Genomic DNA, 18,832 nt, shown 5'->3' with positions numbered 1-18,832 from the left:
TGGCATGGCCCTTGCGAGAGGAAAGTGTCGACTCGCCGCGCGCGGAGACAGGTGGTCGGCGTGATCGTCCGGGAAGCCGCCGGTGATCGGCGACCATCCGGTCGCACTCGGTTGGGTGCATCCGGAATCGGAGGCTCTCGACTGGGAGGTGGCACAGGTACGGCGCCTCGCCCGCCATCTCGGGTACCGCCTGGTATGGCCGCGGGAATCGAGCCGGATACCACTGGCCGACCAGGCACGCGCGGCGGGAGCCGAGGCAGTGATCACGCCTGGTACCGCTCACATCGGGATCCTTACCCTGCACGCGGTGATGTGCGTTGCCGACGTCGAAACGGTGACACCACGTCTGTCGTTCGCGCGATGGGCGGGTGGGTCGAGACCGCAGTGAGACGAAGTGCTCGTGTTCGTACTGGGCCGGCTCAGAACACCTGTTTGTTGTTACCCCAGAGATGGGCGAAGCCCCGGTCGGCGTCGACCGGAGCTTCGTGAGATCGGCTGGCCTCACAACGACTTACACGTCGTAGCACAGCTCGGATTAATACCTGGCGTTTGCTGTTTCAGACACGCGCTAACGTCATGGCTCTGACCGGGGGATTGTGCGTTGCTTGCGTTGGCATGAATAGGGGAGTGAATAGGAGTACTGCGTACTTCCTGCGTACCCGGAGCGGCTTTCTCCAGGGCGGAGTCACGGTCCGGGATCGATCGCCCGCAGCGCGGCGGGATGTAGATACGCTCGGAGAGGTCCGCACCGTGCGGGCTGGTCGGGAGTACTGCAAGGACGTCAGCCATGCATACCCGATCCCTCTCCAGGCTGGTCTGTATCGCGGCAGCCGTCATCGCGGCCGGGTCGGCGGCTGCTGGGGCCGCTGGAGCGATCGACACCGGCTCGGCGGGATTCGGGGCTCCCGGCGCGCAGCCGGCGGTCCACGCCGGTGATGATTGCACGGCCCCTGATGCGGTGACCACCGATCCGGACGGACGGACCCTGTATTGCAATCCGACCGTGAACGGCCGCTGGGCGGGGAACCTGGTGTGGCAGCTACTGCCATGAGCGAATATGAACAGGATCGAGTGGCACTGGAGGACCTGTGGGCGCGAGCCAACAGCAAGGTGCTCAAGCAGGACCCCACACCAGCTGTTGCGAATGAAGCGCGTCGAATCCTCGCCGATCTACGCAGCCTCCTTGTAGGTATCGAGTCGGGCGGGCACCACGATCGGCGATACCGCCAACTGCGCGAATTCGCTGTAAAACTACATCGGAATCTGAGCCGATATCCGCTGGCCGTGCAGCAAGCCAAGAAGCGACATCCGCAATCCGGGCAGCGTAGAGAGGGAACGAGCGTCCATACCGTGTCAGGAGGATTGCCCGGGCTCGGTGAGCGTTAGTCGTTGGGGTGTCGATCTGGCCGACCTCCCCTCTGCACCCCTATCGAGTACCTTCCCGCGCATGAGCAAGAACGACAGAACATTCAAGGTCATAGACGGCGGGGAGCCCGGCCTGGCAGATGGTCTAAGCCAGGCTTACCCCATCGACATGGACGACCTCGCCCAAGCCCTACAGAATGCCGCCAGCGCCCACATGAACGCGCCCGCGCCGCACCTCCCACCGGATCCGGTGGGATATGGTCGACCTCGACCTCGACCTCGACGGCGAGGGCGAGGGCCGAGCATCCGGGCCATTCACACACTGGTTGGTCTTTGAGCTTGGCGTCACGCAGTGCACGCCATCGTCGAGTGCTGCCGCTGCCGGTGTATCCGTTGCGGCCTTGCCATGCTGGGGACATGGGCACTGCCGCCCCGAGGGTGCTGGCTGTCGACAGCGGTTACACACTCGGGGCAGACGGGCTGGCATGGTCAGCCGAGCAGCGCGGTCTTGCCGGGGACGACACCGGCGACATCGTCCGCAAGACCGTTGTGAGGTTGACGGGCACGCCCAGCGCTGCACCGAGGTGGATCCTCAGCGCTTCGAGGCGCCACGCCAGGACGTGCGCGTCATGCAGCATGGCCTACAGGAATGCCTTGATCACGTCCACGATGACTGTGCCGACGATGGTGGCGACGGTGTCCAGCGGGATGGCGGATACGGCAGCCGAGAGCGAGGACAGCATTGGTTCTCCGTGGGACAGATGTTCCGGAAGGTCCGGATGGTCACCACAGCCACACGCGCAGCACGGGTTCGGTGCAGTGGGGTGCGATCGGGTGGTGCAGCAGGATGCGCACCAGGGCGGCCAGGATGTCCATCAGGATTCTGCGTGCTCGGGTATCACCTGCACGTCATCGGCGAGGATTGTCACGGTCACGCTGCGGTTCTTGGCGCCGGCGTTGACACTGACCTCCCGGCCGACATGCCCCGGGAATTTTCTCCCCGTCGATGATGAGCTTGCGCTGGGCGCGGTCGAGGGTGACGAGCTTGGCGATTTCGGAGATCTCCTTGATCGGCTGCACTGCTGTTACGGCTGTGCGGGTCTGGTATCCGCCTGCCGAACAGCAGGCGTGGGCAACCGCGGTGATGAGCACCATGGTTGCGAGGAAAGCGCAGCGGGTTGCGCAGCTGAGCCCACCGCGAAGTTCCGAGAGGCGGGGTTGCGGAGTGGGAGTCCTCGGGCCGCTTGCCGGTCAGTGCGCCTGGTTTGACGCGGTTCGCCGCGGGCACGAGAAAGCGCCGCAACCCGATTCTGGGTGCAGCCCTCCGGTGACCTTAACGATGCAGGGGGAATCGGAAGATCAAGTCGATACGCTGAGGGAGATCGCGAGCTCCGTCGACATGGAGTACGCCAGCCCTGCGCTGGGCATACGATCCGGTCACGCCTCACATCGGGGCGTCTCGAACTGGGAGGTTTAAACGTGGCGGTATCAACGCTGTACTACGCGGGCCAATCGTTTCGGATCAGCGATGACGACTGGGCTAAGCTCGATGCTGAACTCTCGGTGATGGACTCCGGGACGTCCGTCCCCAAGGCATTCACGGTCACCGTTCAATCGGGCGGACGGCTGAGTCTCCTGCTATCGCCGAACATCGCGATCGCTCTTGAGCAGCGCGATGCGGTGGAGCCTTTCATGATGGAAGTCGATATGGATTGAGAGTGACGCGACGTCACTCTCAATCGTCTCAGCCGGCCCCATGACAGGCGCGTCGGTGGGTGGGCTGAGCGCGTGATCTTCGGGCCATAAACCAGGGCGTGCAGCTGTCTCCCGGCACGAGCATTCTCGAGCTACTCCCGAACACTCCGATGGATAGTGTGCAGTCCGTTGATAACCGCTTCAGCGAACGTGTTGGCGTTTTCATCGGAAGCGAACCATCGGCCTGTGGATACCTGGTCGTAGATCTGCTGAAAGACGCCGGCCTCGAACCCGATCTGGGTATTCCCTTCGAGCGGGGTGATGATCGGTGAGCCGCCGTACGGGTTGCCGAGACGCATGGCAAAGAGCACCGTCACGTAGCAATCGAACGCCCGGGTGATCCGCACTGTGGGAGTGCTTAGAGCGTCCGGCACGCTGAGTGCCTCGATAGCCGCTGATGTCAGGGCGGCGACAGCAGCCCTGCTCGTCTCTGCATCCATCGGCAGTGCGACGGTGGCAGTGGTTGTTTCCTTCATTTGGTCGTGATGGCCTGCTTGCAGAGCTGGCTCGAGGTCTATGACCTGCACCCCTTGGCCATAGGTAGCTACCGTCGCCCTGCCTGTGAGCGGCGCCCTCCTGGCGATAGCGGTGAGGGCTGCCAGGTTCACACCCGCCTCAATGGCCTCAATGGCCTTAATCGGCTGCGGACCTTGGAACCGCCTCACGATCGGTGCAGCGAACGCCAGTATCGCGCCGATCAAACCCAATGTCGTCGCTGCAGCCGGATCGCGCCCCATCAGGTATCCGGTTGCCGAGACGGCGATCAGCCCAGTCGCCGCGCAACCTAGCCACACGCTCGCGCTCCGCGCGAACATCCGCCCTTCGCCTGCCGGTTTGACGGCCGACGAGCGTCGTCGACGGGTCACGAAGCGCTGCCAACGGGTCACAGTGCTTTCCTGCCGTTCCTCTGCGGGTCGGTAGGGGCCGGTTTGCGCAGTGCGGGTTCAGATTTCACGCCCCCATCCTGGCTGAGATCCGGGACTTCCGGGTCATATCGGGGCAATGGTCATGCCGCGGTTCCTTTCAGACGGGTCACGTGAGCGACCAGCACGTCACCCAGTCGATAGAACTTCGTCTCACCATCGCTCCCGACAACGCGGATCGCACCGACTTTGTCCAAATATCGCACCTGGTCCCGGTTGAGTCCCTGCCCTCGTGGTCCGAGCTTGGTTGCGACGGTCGCGATCTGATACGCGGTGAGCACTGAGTTGTTGGCGTGATCCAGTTGCGCCTGGGTCACACAGATTTCGTCTTCGGCCGGCAGGTCGATCTCCCGACGGCAGTCCTGGATTGCCTCCCAGATTCCGCTGTACGCCCCGTCAGCGCCCTCGGTGGTCGCGAGCGAGTACACATGCCGCCGGAGCCATTTCGTCGCGCCGGTGAGGTCGTCAGCATGCCGTACGGACACCGCTCGTTGCTCGCACACGTTCAGCGGCACGATCACGTCGGCATCGTTCTCGAGCGATCCGCTGTCGCGAAGGTTCGCCTTGGTTGGAGGCCGGTTGTCCTTCACCGACGAACGGTTGAGCTGAGCCGCCGAGATCACCACGATGTCGAGCGCCTTCGCCATGTTCCGCAGGCCGACCGATGTCTCGGCAATCTGCCGCTCCCGGTTGACCTTCGTGTCGGTCGCGCTCACCAATTGCACGTAGTCGACACACACGAGGTCGAGGCCAACGGTGCGTTTCATGCGGCGCGCGTGCTCGGCTATCTCGACGACCGTGATGGGCTCCTTGTCGTAGACCGCGAGCCGCATACCCTGGTGCTCGTCCAGGTACTGCTCGATCCGGCTGCGGGTGCCGTCGGCGAGTTCGCGCCAGGTCACCTCGCTGTAGGCGGAGAGGGTGGCCGCCGAGACGATCCGGGACGTGATCTCGACGCGGTCCATCTCCACCGAGAACAGCAGGCCTGAGTACCCCTGTTCGGCGGCGTAAGCGGCAATCCCGGTGAGCGACAGGCTCTTCCCGTCACCGGGACGACGAGGCGGGCCGGTGGGCAACCATGACGACCCGTCGTAACCGCCGCAGTGGCGTAGAGGACCTGTGGCACAAGACCGTCCGCAAAACCGATGGCACCACCGAGAAGGTCCATTCTCAGCTCTACGGCAAGGGGAAGCGCTGGCGCGTTCGCTACGTCGATGACGCCGGCAAGGAGCGCACACAGCGATTCGAGAGGAAGGTCGACGCGCAGACCTGGCTCGGCGGCCAGACTTCGACCCTCATGCAGGGCACTCACGTCGCACCCCGTGACGCGAAGATGACGGTCCAGCAGTGGTGTGATGAGTGGGTCAAAGGTTATGCGGTGCATTGTGATTCGGCCGTTCGGCAGGCCAGGAGGCATATCGCGCAGATCACCGCGGAGTTCGGGCACGTCCAGCTGTCGGCGGTGCGGCCGTCGGCGGTGAAGGTGTGGACTGCGAAGCTGAAGCAGCGCGGCAACGAAGCGAGCTACATCTACGCCCTGCATTCCCGCCTGTCGCAGATTCTCGGCGACGCGGTCCTTGACGGCGTCCTCGCGCGCGCAATTCATGCTCCCGGCGCACCTCACCACCGGCAGGGAAGCAGAAAGTGTATTGCGCCACCACGGAGCAGGTGTGGGCGATCTACGACGCGATGCCCGAACACATCCGTCCGGCCGTGCTGCTCGGAGCGTTCGCCGGCCTGCGCGTCGCCGAAGTGTCCGGCTTGAGACTGGCAGATGTGGATTTCATTCGCGGCATCGTGCACCCAAATCAGCAGTGGCCCGAGAAGCCACTGAAGACCGACGGGTCCGAGGCGCGGATACCGATACCGAACGAGCTGGCGCTGATGCTGTCCGCCGCGGTGAAGGAACGGCCGGGGGAGCGGGTGGTGTGCAACGAGATCGGGGAGCCGGTGCCGCCGTGGCAGATGGAGCGGGCGCTGCGCGACGTGAAGCCGAGGATCAAGGAGTTGCCGGAGGGGATCGGATTTCAGGACCTGCGGCACTATCTGGCGTCGCTGCTGATCGCCGCGGGAGCGAACATCAAGGTGGTGCAGGCGCGGATGAGGCACGCGACCGCGAAGACCACGCTGGATACCTACGGCCATCTGTGGCCGGATACAGACGAGTCCACCCGCCTGGTGATCGCCGAGCGGATGGACTCTGCCGGAGCTACTTCGTACCCACTGCGTACCCGAAGCAACGCGTCCGGATAAACATGCAGGTCACGGCCGTTGATATGGCCGCAGCGACTTACACGTCGTAGTACAGCTCGAACTCGTACGGGTGCGGGCGCAGGTTGACCGGGGCGATCTCGTGGTCGCGCTTGATCTGGATCCAGGTCTCGATGAGGTCGTCGGTGAAGACGTTGCCCTCGGTGAGGTACTCGTGGTCCTGCTCGAGGCGGTCGATCACGGCCGTCAGCGAGGTGGGGGCCTGCGGGATGCTCTTGGCCTCCTCGGGCGGGAGCTCGTAGAGGTCCTTGTCCACGGGGGCCAGCGGCTCGATCTTGCGCTTGATGCCGTCCAGGCCGGCCATCATCATGGCAGCGAAGGCCAGGTACGGGTTACCGGAGGAGTCGGGCGCACGGAACTCGATGCGCTTGGCCTTCGGGTTGTTGCCCGTCACCGGGATACGCACGGCCGCGGAGCGGTTGCGCTGCGAGTACACCAGGTTGATCGGGGCCTCGTAACCCGGCACCAGGCGGTGGTAGGAGTTGATCGTCGGGTTGGTGAACGCCAGCAGCGAGGGCGCGTGGTGCAGGATGCCGCCGATGTAGTGGCGCGCCAGGTCCGACAGGCCGCCGTAGCCGGCCTCGTCGTGGAACAGCGGCTTGCCGTCCTTCCACAGCGACTGGTGGGCGTGCATACCCGAGCCGTTGTCACCGAACAGCGGCTTGGGCATGAAGGTGACCGACTTGCCGTCCTGCCACGCGGTGTTCTTCACGATGTACTTGAACAGCTGCACATCGTCGGCCGCGGCGAGCAGGGTGTCGAACTTGTAGTTGATCTCGGCCTGACCGGCGGTACCGACCTCGTGGTGGCCGCGCTCGAGCACGAAGCCGGCGTTCTGCAGGTTGGTCGAGATCTTGTCGCGCAGGTCGACGTAGTGGTCGTACGGTGCGACGGGGAAGTAGCCACCCTTGTTGCGCACCTTGTATCCGAGGTTGCGCGAGCCGTCCGGGTTGAACTCCTTACCGGTGTTCCAGGAGCCGGAGACGGACTCGATCTCGTAGAAGGAGCCGTTCATCTCCGAGCCGTAGCGGATGCCGTCGAAGATGTAGAACTCGGCCTCGGCACCGAAGAAGACGGTGTCGGCGATACCGGTCGAACGCAGGTACTCCTCGGCCTTGCGCGCGATGTTGCGCGGGTCGCGGGAGTAGGCCTCACGGGTGAACGGGTCGTGCACGAAGAAGTTCATGTTTAGGGTCTTCGCGGCACGGAACGGATCGATCCGGGCGGTGGTGAAGTCGGGCAGCAGCAGCATGTCCGACTCGTCGATGGACTGGAAACCGCGCACCGAGGAACCGTCGAACGCCAGGCCCTCTTCGGCCAGGTCGGCGTCGAAGGACTTCGCCGGGATCGAGAAGTGCTGCTGAACGCCAGGAAGGTCCGAGAAGCGTACGTCGAGGTACTCGACGTTCTCCTCCTTGATGAACTTGATGACCTCTTCGGCCGTACTGAACGCCACTTGCTACTCCTTACGGATCGGTTCCCAGCCTGTGCCGATTGCTGGGTTCAGCGCTGAACGGTATGGATGCGGTGTTTCCTCGCAATCAAGGCTGTGTTTCGCCGGTGTTACACGTCGTGCTGGGCGGAGCGGCGAACCCTGCAGGCCTCACGACGCTACGGCGCGGTAGCGGTGCGGTGCCGGACCAGCACACTTATCCTGCCATCCTCACCTGCGACTACTCTGCACAGGACCGCCGCCGGGCGAGTGCGGTTCGATCGATTCTGTGAGAGTTTCCCGCGCGCAACCGCTTTGAGTGGGGCCACCGGATCGGGATGCGGCACGCCGTTGCCGGACCCGAGTTACCGGACCGCGGGGCCGCGGCCGTTATGCCGCACGCAGATCCGGCCGGCGTCCGAGCCGGTGCTGGTGCGGCCGCTGCGGGCGGGTGGGTGTGACGTAATCCTCACTGGTCGCGCGCCTATGCTGGGGCCATGTCGCGAATTACCGGTTCCTGGCTGTCGGGCCCGAACGCCGCCCAGCCGGAAGAACCACCCACCGGCGATTACCGCGGGCAGCTGATCGGCCTGCCGCAGTCCGGGGCGGGCTCGCTGGCGCCGATGTCGCGGCGCATCGTCGCCCTGTTCGTCGACTATTTCATCGCGATGGGTATCGCCGCGCTGATCGTGCACGGTTCCGGTTCGCTCAATACCGTCACCTACCTCATTTGGTTCCTGCTCGGCCTGGTGACCGTGATGCTGTTCGGTTTCACGCCGGGGCAGTTCTTCCTGCGGCTGCGCACCATTCGGGTCGATGATGCGGTGCCGGTCGGATTCGTGCGCGCGCTGGCCCGCCAGGCCTTGCTGACCTTCGTGGTGCCTGCCCTGTTCACCGACGGTGACGGCCGCGGTATGCACGACCGCGCCACCGGAACGGCACTGGTCCGGGCGCGGTAGGTGAGTGCCGGTAGGCCGCTGTCACCGGTGCGCCCGTAGGCCGTCGACGAGGAGATCGAGCAGCCGGTCGATCTGCTCGCGATCGGTTCCGGCCAGCGTCGCCCCGGCCATCGCCGCGGTGACGTCCGCCGCGCGGATATCGGCACGCAGCATCCCGGTCGCCGTGCCCGCGGCGACGATCTCCGCGATGGCTGTGCTCAAGCGTTCCCGGGTCCGGGCCGAGGTGACCGCACCGGAGGCGATCACCTCGCGCAGGGCTTCGGCCATGCCGCGTTTGGTGGCGACGAAATCGGCGTAACGGCCCAGCCAGGTGCGTAACGCCTGGTCCGGGGGGAGTTCGGTGAGCAGGTCCGCCGCCTGATCGCACAGTTGTTCCAGTTCGTTGCGGTAGACGGCCTCGATGAGCGCTTCCCGGGACGGAAAGTGCCGGTACAGCGTGCCGATTCCCACCCCGGCGGACCGGGCGATCGCTTCCAGGCTCGCGGCCGACGATTCGCGGGTGAATGCGTCGAGTGCTGCCTCGAGGAGTTTGTGCCGGTTACGTTGGGCGTCACGGCGTCCGCCGGCGGGTGCAGACAAAGTGGAGGCTCCTCCGTTTCTGTAATGTCGAGAGTAAGCGGAGGGTCCTCCGCTTACCTGTCGAGAATACCGAGGAGTGCACTCATGTCGGTTCCGAACCACTCGCGAAACGGAGTTCTGGCCGGACGATCCGTCGGCCGGATCGGCTACGGCGCCATGCAGCTGGAGTTCGAATCCGATGCGGTCGCGGTGTTGCGTCGTGCCCGTGAGCTGGGTGTCGATCACATCGACACCGCCGGTTTCTACGGCGGGGGTGCGGTGAATGCACTGATCCGCCGGGCGCTGCACCCCTATCCGGGCGATCTGATGCTGGTCGACAAGATCGGTGCCGAGCATGTCGAGGGCGGGCTGGTGCCCGCGCAGCAGCCGGCGCAGTTACGGGCCGCCGTGGAAGCGGATCTGCGCACGCTGGGCGCCGAGCGTCTGGACGTGGTCAACCTGCGCCGCGTCGACAACCCGCCCGGCATCGTCGCCACCGGTGATCAGATCGTCGATCTGGACGATCAGCTGGCCGAACTGATCACACTGCGAGACGAGGGCAAGATCGGCGCGATCGGCCTGAGCGCGGTGACCGCCGACCAACTGATCCGTGCGGCACCGGCGGACATCGTCTGCGTGCAGAACCTGTACAACCTGCTGGAACGCACCGACGACGCGCTGCTCGGAGAATGCGCGGCCCGCGCGACGGCGTTCGTGCCGTTCTTCCCGCTCGGTTCCGGATTCTCCGAGCGTGCACACGTCGGGGCGCACCCGGTGGTGCGCGAGATCGCGGACCGGCTCGACGTCACGCCGAGCCAGATCGCGTTGGCCTGGCTGCTCGCCCGCGATCCGCACATCCTGCTGATTCCGGGAACACGCAGCATCGAGCATCTCGAGCAGAACATGGCGGCCGCCCGGATCCGGCTCGACGCGCAGGCGCTGGCAGCACTCGACGGTATCGCAGCCGCCCCCGCCGTAGGCTGACCCGCTGGTCGTGCCGGTTCCGGGGTGTGTTCGACGCGTATCGGCCGCTTCGTCTCCCGATCGACTCAGGCAGTGACCCCGTGCAGGCGGGCATGCAGCGCGCGGATATCGTCGGCGAGCTCCGGGAACGGCCCCGAGACGGGGATATCAGGGGCGACGGCCTGAATCGGGAGGGATGCGACCGGGCTCGCCGGCACTCCCCACTCGCGCAGCCACTCGCCGAGCTGTTCGGTGCTCGAGGCGTAGACGATGCGGCCGAGACCCACCCATGCGTGTGCGGCGCTGCACATGGGGCAGTGCTCGCCGGAGGTGTAGACCACGCTGTTCGCGCGCTGCTCGGGGGTGAGGTTGGCCGCGGCCCAGCGGGCGATCTCGAATTCGGGATGCCGGGTGGCGTCGCCCCCGGAGACCCGGTTGCGGTCCTCGAACACGACGGTGCCGTTCGGGTCCACCAGCAGCGACCCGAACGGCTCGTCACCCTCGTCCAGCGCGGTCCGGGCCAAGTCCACGCAACGCCGCAGTCGGTCGAGTTCAGTCATACGGCCATCATGACACCGCTCAGAACATCATCTGCACGGTCTTCTCCTCGGTGTACGCCTCGATACCCGCGGGCCCCAGTTCGCGGCCGATACCGCTGCCGCCCTGCCCACCCCACGGGGTGGTCATATCGGGGATGCCGAAGGCGTTGATCCATACGTTGCCGACCCGGAGATCGCGTGCGGTGGTCTGCGCGGTGTGCAGATCTTCGGTGTAGATGATCGCGTTCAGGCCGAAGTGGCTGTCGTTGGCCAGTGCCAGCACGTCGGAGCTGTCGGAGAACGGGATGATCGTGGCGACCGGGCCGAAGATCTCCTCACGTGCGATACGGTGCTCCTGGCGGCCGATGAAGACGGTCGGCTGGACGAAATAGCCGGGCCGCTCCGGCAACGCACCACCGGTCACCAGTTCGGCACCCTCGCTCACCCCGAGCCCCAGATAGCCGCCGATGCGCTCGTGCTGTTGCCGGTTAACGACCGGCCCCATCGTGGCGTCGGGATCGAAAGGGTCGCCCAGGACGAGGGATTCGGCGTGCTCGGCCAGGCGGCGGGTCACCTCGTCGACCAGGCTGTCGTGCACGTAGACGCGGGTGCCCGCCGCGCAGACCTGGCCCTGGTGTAGGAAGTTTCCGACGGCGATGAACGGCAGTGCCCGATCGAGATCGGCATCGGGGAACACCAGCTGCGGATTCTTTCCGCCCAGCTCGAGGGTGAGCTTGCGGAACTGCCCTCCGGCATGGGCATTCAGGGTGGCCCCGACCTCGGGGCTGCCGGTGAAGGTCAGCTTGGCGAGTCCGGGATGACGGGCCAGGGCCGCGCCGGCGGTCTCCCCGCGTCCGGGGACCACGTTGAACACCCCGTCGGGCACCCCGGCCTCGGCGAGGATCTCCGCGAGCCGCAGTATCGACAGCGCCGCGTCCTCGGGCGGCTTGATCACCACGGTGTTGCCCGCGGCCAGAGCCGGCGCGATCTTCCAGCCCGCGACCACGATCGGGTTGTTCCACGGCGTGATCGCACCGACCACCCCGAGCGGCTCGCGCAAGGTGTAGTTGAGCCGGTGGCGGCCTGCGTAGTCGGGGAGCTGCACGGTGGACCCGTGCACCTTGTCGGCGTATCCGGCGTAGTAGCGGAAGGTGGCCAGCACGGCCGGGATATCGCCGAAAACGCCGTCCTTGTAGAGCTTTCCGACCTCGAGGGTTTCGAGTGCGGACAGGTACTGCGTCTGCTCTTCGATCAGATCGGCGGCACGGAACAGGATGCGGCCGCGTTCGGCGCCGCCCATTTCCTTCCATCCGCTGTGCTCGAACGCCGCCCGGGCCGCCCGCACCACATCGTCGACGTCCTGGGCGGAGGCGTCGGCGACCTCGCAGATCGGCTCGAGGGTGGTCGGATTCTCCGAACGGTAGGTGGCGCCGCCGCTCGCATCGCGCCAGCGGCCACCGATCCACAACTTCCGGGGCGGGAACGTGGTCGGGGCCTGTGCTCCGTCGGCGTGGGCGGTGGAGGTGTAGTCGGACACGAAGAGCTCCTGACAGCTGAACGAAAGTGGGAGCAGGCTAACGCGCCGATCGTATTCCGTGAAGCGAAATCCGATTATCGGACAGGACTGGCGATTCAGCCCAGGGTGTTGTGCAGGCGCGTCGCAGCGCGCCGGACCGCCTCCACCATGGCCGGGTTCTCCTGACCGGCGAGGGTCACCACACCGACCGCGGCCGGCGGCCCGGGCAGCCCGGGCAGCGCCGCGACGATGCCGTGGGCGCCCGGAACCAGCCGGCCCACACTTTCGAAGATCCCGCTCTCGCTGCGCCGCGCCGCCTCGACGGCCTCACCCAGTGCACCCAGACCGCGCGCGCTGCGGGAACCGACCCGATAGGCGACGTGGAAGGTCGTGAACGGTGGCTCGACGACCGCGACCGCGAGGACATCGTCACCGTCTGCGACACAGAAATGCGCGGTCGCCTCGGCCTCACCCGCCAGATCCTCGAGGATCTCGCGCGTCGCCTCACGTACCGAACCCAGGACATGCTGGGTCAGCACCAGCGCTCCGGCCGAGATGCTCACACTGCCGTCGTCGCCACGACGCACCAGTCCGTGTTCGACCAGCGTGCCGACCAGGCGATAGATGATCGTGCGGGACAGACCGAGCTCCGCGGACAGTTGCGCGGGCGTACGCGCATGCGGACTGCTGGCGAGCAGCTTCAACACGTCGAGGCCGCGGCTCAGGGTCTGTGCGGTATCGGGTGCCGGCATGGACCGTGATCCTACGTGGGCGGGGTGCTGATCAACTCCCGCTCCCGGGCCCACCCCTCCACATGCTCGAGGCAGGTGCGCAGATGATCGGATTGATCCACGTAATAATGCGTCGCCCCCGCAATGACGCGGTAGGTGCGATCCGGGGTGGTGAGCGCATCGCGCACCGTCGGATTGTGGGTGGCCGGTACCGCGTCGTCGGCGGAATTCTCGATCTGCAGCACCGGGCCCTCGGTGATGCGGGCCGCATTGCGCGCACCACCGGCCGCGGAATGATCCAGACTCCACTGGCTCAGCCACGACCGCAGCGTCGTGTAGCGGGCCAAGCCGACCGGGCCGACGTTCGCGGTGCGTGGATCGCCGAGATAACACCAGTCGGGGCGGCGGTCGTTCGGGTCGACCGCCGGATCGATCCAGCGCACATCGCACATGGTGCGATGGACCAGGAACGGCTGCTCCTGTTCCGGTCCGCCGGCCCGACGCAGCTCGGCCAGACGGTCGAGCGCCCACTCGGAGATGCGGCGATTGCGGTCGCGCTGCGCCTGCCGGAAACCGGTGACGAATTCGTGGCCGAACGGTGGCCGGTGCGGTGCGTCCTCGGCGTAGATGTCCCAGGTGCGGTCGCGGCGATGTGGATCGGTCTCGTCGATCACCGACGGATCCATCCACTCGGTGAGCGTTTCCGCACGCGAGAGGTGTGCGGCGATGAAAACCACCCCGTCGGCCGGGGACAGCCCCGCGCCGGCCACATCGACCGGATCGCCGGCCGGGGTGTGAGTGATGCTCGGGTGCAGGGCCTCGGCCTGATAGAGCAACGACAGCGAACCCCCACCCGACCAGCCGACCAGGATCACGCGGTCGTACCCACCGACCTCCCGAGCCCAACGCACCCAGGAGCCCAGATCCAGGACCACCTTCTCCATGATCAACGCGGAATCGTTCTTCGGATAGCGGCTCGCCCCGCACAGCACGTGATGGCCGCGCGCGGCCAGTGCCGTCGGCATCGGCAACAGGTTCAGCGTCGAGGTCGGATGCTGGAACAGGAAAACCGTTCCACCGCTGCCGGACTCACCCGGCGGGTGCAGCAGCTGGCCCTCCAGCACGATGCCGTGCCCGCCAGTGAAACCGTAGGTCTCCCGGACCGTCGGCTGCTCCTCGCTGTGCAGGATCACCGGGATCCGCTCGAATGGTTCGCTCACGCTGTCTCCTTCTACGCACGCTGGTCCGGGCTGCCGGCATACGGCTTGTCCGACCAGCTCCACGGATAGCCGGGCACATCACTGGCGGTGCCGCCCTCGGCCACCTCCAGCGGCCGGAAGGTGTCGATCATGAAGGCCATCTCGTTCGGCTCGGTGTAGCCGGGCGAATCCAGATAGGCCTGCCGCCGCGGACCGTGGGTGTACGCGGCCGGATGCAGACTCACCGATCCGGTGCGAATGCCCGAACCCTTGCGGGCGGCGGTCTCACCGGCGAAGTAGAACATCACCTCGTCGGAGTCGACATTGGAGTGGTAGTACGGCACCTTGATCGCGCCGGGCGCGAATTCCAGTGGGCGCGGGACGAAATTGCACACCACGAAGCCGGGCCCCTGCAGCACCTGATAGGTGGGCGGCGGTTGCAGGACCGCGCCGACGACGGGGGAGAAATCGCGGTAGTTCAGCGCGTACGGATACAGGTGCCCGTCCCACCCGACCACATCGAACGGGTGGTGGTCGTAGACCACGACCGTGCCGTGCAGCCCCGACGCGGTCCGATGTTTGACGTAGACCTCGGTATCGGCATCCACCTCGTCGGCGGCGGCCGTCAGCGGTCCGGCCGGTCCCCGCAGATCACGCTCGGTGATCGGGGAGCCCTCCAGGAACTGCCCATAGCGGGTGCGGTGTTTGTCGGGCGGCTGGACGTGCCCGGCGGCCTCGACACACAGCAGTCGCAGCGGGCCCGCCTCCGGATCGGGAATCCAGCGATGGATGGTCACCCGCGGGATGACGACGTTGTCGCCCTGGCGCACCTCGATCCGGCCGAACACACTCTCGACGGTGGCGGCACCGGCCTCGACGAAGAGCACCTCGTCACCGATACCGTTGCTGTACAGCGGGGAAGGCTGGTCGGCCACCACATAGGAGATCCGGACATCGTGGTTGGCCAGCACCGGGCGCCGATGGCGGACCGTGTCGCGTCCGCAGCCCGCCGGGAAGAGGTCCGGCAGATGGAAGTGCCGGGGCAGCAGTGGTGTATTGGCGGTCAGCGTCTGGTCACCGAGATCCCAGTCCCGGGCGTCGACCAGGGCAGCGGGTACCCGGCGGTGATACAACAGCGACCCGGTACCCGAGAATCCCTCTTCACCGATGAATTCCTCGAAGGTGGGCGTGCCGTCACCGAGGGTGAAGGCGACGTGGCGTTGCTGCGGAAACTCGCCGACGGCCCGGTAGTACGGCATCGCATCTCCTGGTTCGATGTCCGACATTCGTAACAGAATGTCCTATATTCGAACCTAAGGGACGGTGTGCGATCCTGTCCTCGCTTTCGACGGGGCGATCCGGAACAACCCGGAAACGACACTGCCGCCACCCGGGCGATGGTGTGGCGGCAGTGTCGACGAAAAAGGAAGTGCCGACGGAACTCAGCGGCGGCGCATGGTGCGCTGTACGCCGCGCATCTTGGCGCCGTTCGGCAGCGGGCCCTTCGGCAGCGCCGGGCCGCCCCGGTTGGCGAGGGCGGTCAGACGGCCCTCGATGAGATCCATCCGCTTGGCATCGATATTGCGGGGGAGCTTGGTGAGGTGACGCTGCAGACCCTTCAGCGGGACCTGCCCCTCGTCGTTACCGATGACGATGTCGTAGATCGGGGTATCGCCGACCAGACGAGCGGTCTTCTTCTTCTCCTGCGCGAGCAGCGATTTCACCCGGTGCGGAGCGCCCTCGGCCACCAGGACGACACCCGGCAGGCCGATCACGCGGTGCACGGCGTCGAGCTGGGTGGTGGCGGCGACGGCCTGGGTGGCGCGCCACTTACCCTGCAGGTTGTCCAGCACCCACCAGGCCGCACCGGCCTGGCCCTCCGCCTTCGCGTACACGTTCTTCTGCACTCGCCGGCCGAAGATGATGAAGGCGGCCAGTGCACCGAGCAGAATGCCGATCGGCAAAAGGAACCACTGCAGTCCGAAGATGAAGCCGACCACCAGGAAGACCACGGTGATGCCGACCAGCGCGCCGATCATCAGCGGCAGCAGCAGTTTGTCTTCCTTGCGCACCATCTGGAACGTCTGCCAGAGCTGCTGACGCCGTTCCTTCGAGGCCTGCTTGCGCGCCGCCTTCGCCGCGGCCTTCGCTTCCTTCGACTGCGCGCCGCTCTTACCTGCTGCCATATCTCTCAGGATAGTGGGCCAGTGCGATCGCGCCCGCACGGGCCGGGTCCGGGGTGCCCGACCCGCTTGTGCGCCGTACCGGATGCCGCGCCCGCTCGCCTCACATCACGGACGCGGTGTTACCGCGCAGCTCGGCGGCGACCTGCGCGGGCATCGGCTCATGGCGGGCATATCCGCGGCTGAACCTGGCCGCCCCGCGCGAGAGCGAACGCAGATCGATGGCGTAGCGGCGCAGTTCGAGCTCGGGAACCTCGGCACGGATGGTGGTGCGCCCCGCCGTTGTCGGTTCGGTACCCAGCACCCGGCCGCGGCGGCCGGCCAGATCGCCGAGGACGGTGCCCACGTTCTCGTCGGACACCGTGATCAGGACCTCCGCGATCGGTTCGAGCAGTTCGATACGGCCCGCCGCCGCGGCCTCCCGCAGCGCCAGTGCGCCGGCGGTCTGAAAGGCGGCATCGGAGGAGTCCACCGAATGAGATTTGCCGTCCAGCAAGGTGACGCGCACGTCCACCAGCGGATAGCCGGACTCCACTCCGCGTTCGGCTTGGGCGCGTACCCCCTTCTCGACCGAGCTGATGAATTGGCGCGGTACCGCACCGCCCACGACCTTGTCGACGAATTCGATGCCGGAGCCCTCCGGTAGCGGTTCGACCTCGATCTCGCAGATCGCGTACTGACCGTGCCCGCCGGACTGCTTCACGTGCCGTCCGTGACCGGCCGCCTTGCCGGCGAAGGTCTCGCGCAGCGCGACGCGATACTCGTCCACGTCGACCTGCACGCCGAACCGGACGCGCAATCGCTCCAGCGCGACATCGCGATGTGCTTCACCCAGACACCACAGCACCAGCTGGCGGGTGCGGGAATTCTGTTCCAGCCGCACCGTCGGATCCTCGGCGACCAGCCGGGCCAGCCCCTGCGACAGTTTGTCCTCGTCGGATTTGCCGTGTGCGCGCACCGCCACGGGGAGCAGTGGTTCGGGCAGCGGCCACGGTTCGATCAGCAGCGGAGAATCCTTGGCCGAGACCGTATCGCCGGTCTCCGCGTGCCCGAGCTTGGTGACATAGGCGATATCTCCGGCGATGGCCTGCTGCAGTGGGAACTGCTGTTTGCCGAACGGAGCGGTGAGCGCACCGACGCGTTCGTCCGCATCGTGCGTGGTGGAGTCGGGATGGGTGGGTTCGGACCCGTCGCCCGGACGGTGGCCGTCGGCACCGTCGTAGCTCGCGGCGTCGTGATCGTGGCCGCAGATGTGCACGGTGTCGTCGGCGTGCAGGGTTCCGGAGAACACTCGTACCAGCGATACCCGGCCCACATAGGGATCGGATGCCGTGCGGATAACCTCCGCGGCGAGCGGTGCGGCGGGATCACAGGACAACGCTCGCGGTTCCCGGCCGTTGGTGGGGCAGCGGGCCGCGACGGAGTGTTCGGCGGGGGTGGGGAACCCGCGGGTGATCAGTTCGAGAATCTCCACCATGCCCAGACCCTCGCGGGCGCCCTCCGGCGGCGGTGCGGCGAACAGGATCGGATGGAAGCGGTCGTGGGCGATCGCGCGCTCCAGATCCGCGATCACGGTGGACAGTTCGATCTGCTCACCCTCGAGGTAGCGGTCCATGAGGGTTTCGTCCTCGGACTCCGCGATAATTGCCTCGATCAGGCGGTTCCGGGCCCGGGTGGCTGCCTCGGCCTGCTCCGCGGTGGGCTCGACGCTGGTGTGCGCACCGGCCGAACAGTCGTAGACCTGTTCGGTCAGCAGGTCGATCACACCGGTGACGGGGCGATGGCCGTCGGGTCCCGGCTCGCCGTAGACGGGCAGTTGTAGCGGCAGGATGGCGTCGGAATCACCGCCGCCGAGCAGTTCGGCGCAGGTCTGTGCCACCAGGTCGAAATCGGCGCGGGCGGCGTCCAGATGGGTGATCACCAGTGCCCGCGGCATGCCGACCCGGGCGCACTCCTCCCACAGCGCCAGGGTCTGCCCGTTCACGCCCTCGGGGCCCGCTGCGGCCGACACAATGAAAAGGGCCGCGTCCGCAGCTCGCAGACCGGCCCGTAGCTCGCCGACGAAATCGGCATAGCCGGGTGTGTCGATCAGATTGATCTTGATGTCGTTCCAGGCGACCGGTATCACCGACAGTTGTACCGAGCGGTGCTGGCGCTGTTCGATCTCGTCGTAATCCGATACACAGGTGCCGTCCTCGACCCGGCCGGAGCGAGTGAGCGCCCCCGCCTCCATGGCCAGCGCCTCCACCACGGTCGTCTTGCCCGAACCGGTATGCCCGACCAGGGCCACATTGCGTATCTCGTCCGGCCGCGCGGCCGCGGCGACCTTCCCGGTGGAACTACCACGGGCGGCGGTGCTCGACTTGTCTGCCATGTCTCTTCACTTCCCGGAGTCGACACGTGCGATTGATTCGAGTTTTCCACCGGTGCGTGGCTGT

Annotated in this window: 19 protein-coding genes; 7 read left to right on the top strand and 12 right to left on the bottom strand. The window is 66.4% G+C overall.

The window, feature by feature from the left end; translation table 11 throughout:
- Positions 1-82: 82 nt before the first annotated feature.
- Both NV2_RS01205 and NV2_RS01200 read left to right on the top strand, forming a co-directional pair.
- Entirely contained in the window at positions 83-388 is a 306-nt protein-coding gene (locus NV2_RS01205) for a hypothetical protein (protein ID WP_067867891.1), read from the top strand.
- 399 nt (positions 389-787) lie between these two features.
- Positions 788-1,051, top strand: coding sequence for a hypothetical protein (locus NV2_RS01200; protein WP_067867887.1), 264 nt, complete (start codon positions 788-790; stop codon positions 1,049-1,051).
- Positions 1,052-2,274: 1,223 nt separating this feature from the next.
- Here the strand turns inward: NV2_RS01200 and NV2_RS31910 are convergent.
- Positions 2,275-2,520: a hypothetical protein gene (locus tag NV2_RS31910; protein ID WP_157102696.1), complete on the bottom strand. Its 246-nt coding sequence runs from the start codon at positions 2,518-2,520 to the stop codon at positions 2,275-2,277.
- A gap of 324 nt (positions 2,521-2,844) precedes the next feature.
- Here NV2_RS31910 and NV2_RS01190 point away from each other — a divergent pair, with 324 nt between their 5' ends.
- Positions 2,845-3,081 carry a hypothetical protein gene (locus NV2_RS01190; protein WP_067867881.1) on the top strand — a complete coding sequence of 79 codons (237 nt, stop codon included), beginning with the start codon at positions 2,845-2,847 and terminating at the stop codon, positions 3,079-3,081.
- Positions 3,082-3,212: 131 nt separating this feature from the next.
- On the opposite strand, the gene NV2_RS01185 is transcribed toward NV2_RS01190, so the two are convergent.
- Both NV2_RS01185 and NV2_RS01180 read right to left on the bottom strand, forming a co-directional pair.
- Positions 3,213-4,007: a hypothetical protein gene (locus NV2_RS01185; protein ID WP_157102695.1), complete on the bottom strand. Its 795-nt coding sequence runs from the start codon at positions 4,005-4,007 to the stop codon at positions 3,213-3,215.
- Positions 4,008-4,126: 119 nt separating this feature from the next.
- Positions 4,127-5,119, bottom strand: a complete 993-nt coding sequence (locus NV2_RS01180; protein ID WP_067867876.1) for a DnaB-like helicase C-terminal domain-containing protein — start codon at positions 5,117-5,119, stop codon at positions 4,127-4,129.
- Positions 5,120-5,121: 2 nt separating this feature from the next.
- Between NV2_RS01180 and NV2_RS32070 the strand changes: the two genes are divergently transcribed.
- On the top strand, positions 5,122-5,808 hold the full coding sequence (locus NV2_RS32070; RefSeq protein WP_245662382.1) for a hypothetical protein: 687 nt from the start codon (positions 5,122-5,124) through the stop codon (positions 5,806-5,808).
- Positions 5,733-6,296 carry a site-specific integrase gene (locus NV2_RS32065; protein ID WP_245662381.1) on the top strand — a complete coding sequence of 188 codons (564 nt, stop codon included), beginning with the start codon at positions 5,733-5,735 and terminating at the stop codon, positions 6,294-6,296. The genes NV2_RS32070 and NV2_RS32065 overlap by 76 nt, the downstream gene beginning before the upstream one ends.
- Before the next feature lie 37 nt (positions 6,297-6,333).
- Here the strand turns inward: NV2_RS32065 and glnA are convergent, their stop codons facing one another.
- Complete coding sequence (glnA, locus tag NV2_RS01170; RefSeq protein ID WP_067867873.1) at positions 6,334-7,770, bottom strand: type I glutamate--ammonia ligase; 1,437 nt, start codon at positions 7,768-7,770, stop codon at positions 6,334-6,336.
- 473 nt (positions 7,771-8,243) lie between these two features.
- Between glnA and NV2_RS01165 the strand changes: the two genes are divergently transcribed.
- The gene (locus tag NV2_RS01165) at positions 8,244-8,705 is read left to right on the top strand and encodes an RDD family protein (protein WP_067867869.1); all 462 of its coding nucleotides are present in this window, start codon (positions 8,244-8,246) and stop codon (positions 8,703-8,705) included.
- A gap of 21 nt (positions 8,706-8,726) precedes the next feature.
- Here the strand turns inward: NV2_RS01165 and NV2_RS01160 are convergent, their stop codons facing one another.
- The gene (locus tag NV2_RS01160; protein WP_067867866.1) at positions 8,727-9,284 is read right to left on the bottom strand and encodes a TetR/AcrR family transcriptional regulator; all 558 of its coding nucleotides are present in this window, start codon (positions 9,282-9,284) and stop codon (positions 8,727-8,729) included.
- A gap of 84 nt (positions 9,285-9,368) precedes the next feature.
- On the opposite strand from NV2_RS01160, the gene NV2_RS01155 reads away from it, so the two are divergent.
- Entirely contained in the window at positions 9,369-10,247 is an 879-nt protein-coding gene (locus tag NV2_RS01155) for an aldo/keto reductase (RefSeq protein ID WP_067867863.1), read from the top strand.
- A gap of 65 nt (positions 10,248-10,312) precedes the next feature.
- On the opposite strand, the gene NV2_RS01150 is transcribed toward NV2_RS01155, so the two are convergent.
- The 7 genes from NV2_RS01150 to NV2_RS01120 form a co-directional block, all read right to left on the bottom strand.
- The gene (locus tag NV2_RS01150; protein WP_067867861.1) at positions 10,313-10,786 is read right to left on the bottom strand and encodes a nucleoside deaminase; all 474 of its coding nucleotides are present in this window, start codon (positions 10,784-10,786) and stop codon (positions 10,313-10,315) included.
- 19 nt (positions 10,787-10,805) lie between these two features.
- Positions 10,806-12,302: an aldehyde dehydrogenase family protein gene (locus NV2_RS01145; protein WP_084473761.1), complete on the bottom strand. Its 1,497-nt coding sequence runs from the start codon at positions 12,300-12,302 to the stop codon at positions 10,806-10,808.
- 95 nt (positions 12,303-12,397) lie between these two features.
- A complete protein-coding gene (locus NV2_RS01140; protein WP_067867858.1) occupies positions 12,398-13,033 on the bottom strand; it encodes an IclR family transcriptional regulator in 636 nt (211 codons plus the stop codon).
- Positions 13,034-13,044: 11 nt separating this feature from the next.
- On the bottom strand, positions 13,045-14,232 hold the full coding sequence (locus NV2_RS01135) for an alpha/beta hydrolase family protein (RefSeq protein ID WP_067867854.1): 1,188 nt from the start codon (positions 14,230-14,232) through the stop codon (positions 13,045-13,047).
- 11 nt (positions 14,233-14,243) lie between these two features.
- The gene (locus tag NV2_RS01130; RefSeq protein WP_067869078.1) at positions 14,244-15,470 is read right to left on the bottom strand and encodes a homogentisate 1,2-dioxygenase; all 1,227 of its coding nucleotides are present in this window, start codon (positions 15,468-15,470) and stop codon (positions 14,244-14,246) included.
- A 183-nt stretch (positions 15,471-15,653) separates the two neighbouring features.
- Complete coding sequence (locus tag NV2_RS01125) at positions 15,654-16,397, bottom strand: DUF4191 domain-containing protein (RefSeq protein ID WP_067867851.1); 744 nt, start codon at positions 16,395-16,397, stop codon at positions 15,654-15,656.
- A 100-nt stretch (positions 16,398-16,497) separates the two neighbouring features.
- On the bottom strand, positions 16,498-18,768 hold the full coding sequence (locus NV2_RS01120) for an elongation factor G-like protein EF-G2 (RefSeq protein WP_067867848.1): 2,271 nt from the start codon (positions 18,766-18,768) through the stop codon (positions 16,498-16,500).
- Positions 18,769-18,832 lie beyond the last annotated feature (64 nt).

It is taken from the genome of Nocardia vermiculata NBRC 100427 (assembly GCF_001613265.1).
GTDB lineage: Bacteria > Actinomycetota > Actinomycetes > Mycobacteriales > Mycobacteriaceae > Nocardia > Nocardia vermiculata.
Note: the sequence above shows the minus strand (reverse complement) of the source record. Positions and strands in the feature narration are given on the sequence as shown.

Coding starts and splice junctions, on each gene's coding strand:
- NV2_RS31910 (WP_157102696.1), bottom strand. CDS start 2,520: ATGGTGCTCATCACCGCGGTTGCCCACGCCTGCTGTTCGGCAGGCGGA.
- NV2_RS32065 (WP_245662381.1), top strand. CDS start 5,733: ATGCCCGAACACATCCGTCCGGCCGTGCTGCTCGGAGCGTTCGCCGGC.
- NV2_RS01120 (WP_067867848.1), bottom strand. CDS start 18,768: ATGGCAGACAAGTCGAGCACCGCCGCCCGTGGTAGTTCCACCGGGAAG.
- NV2_RS01130 (WP_067869078.1), bottom strand. CDS start 15,470: ATGCCGTACTACCGGGCCGTCGGCGAGTTTCCGCAGCAACGCCACGTC.
- NV2_RS01125 (WP_067867851.1), bottom strand. CDS start 16,397: ATGGCAGCAGGTAAGAGCGGCGCGCAGTCGAAGGAAGCGAAGGCCGCG.
- NV2_RS01155 (WP_067867863.1), top strand. CDS start 9,369: ATGTCGGTTCCGAACCACTCGCGAAACGGAGTTCTGGCCGGACGATCC.
- NV2_RS01150 (WP_067867861.1), bottom strand. CDS start 10,786: ATGACTGAACTCGACCGACTGCGGCGTTGCGTGGACTTGGCCCGGACC.
- NV2_RS32070 (WP_245662382.1), top strand. CDS start 5,122: ATGACGACCCGTCGTAACCGCCGCAGTGGCGTAGAGGACCTGTGGCAC.
- NV2_RS01200 (WP_067867887.1), top strand. CDS start 788: ATGCATACCCGATCCCTCTCCAGGCTGGTCTGTATCGCGGCAGCCGTC.
- NV2_RS01140 (WP_067867858.1), bottom strand. CDS start 13,033: ATGCCGGCACCCGATACCGCACAGACCCTGAGCCGCGGCCTCGACGTG.
- NV2_RS01165 (WP_067867869.1), top strand. CDS start 8,244: ATGTCGCGAATTACCGGTTCCTGGCTGTCGGGCCCGAACGCCGCCCAG.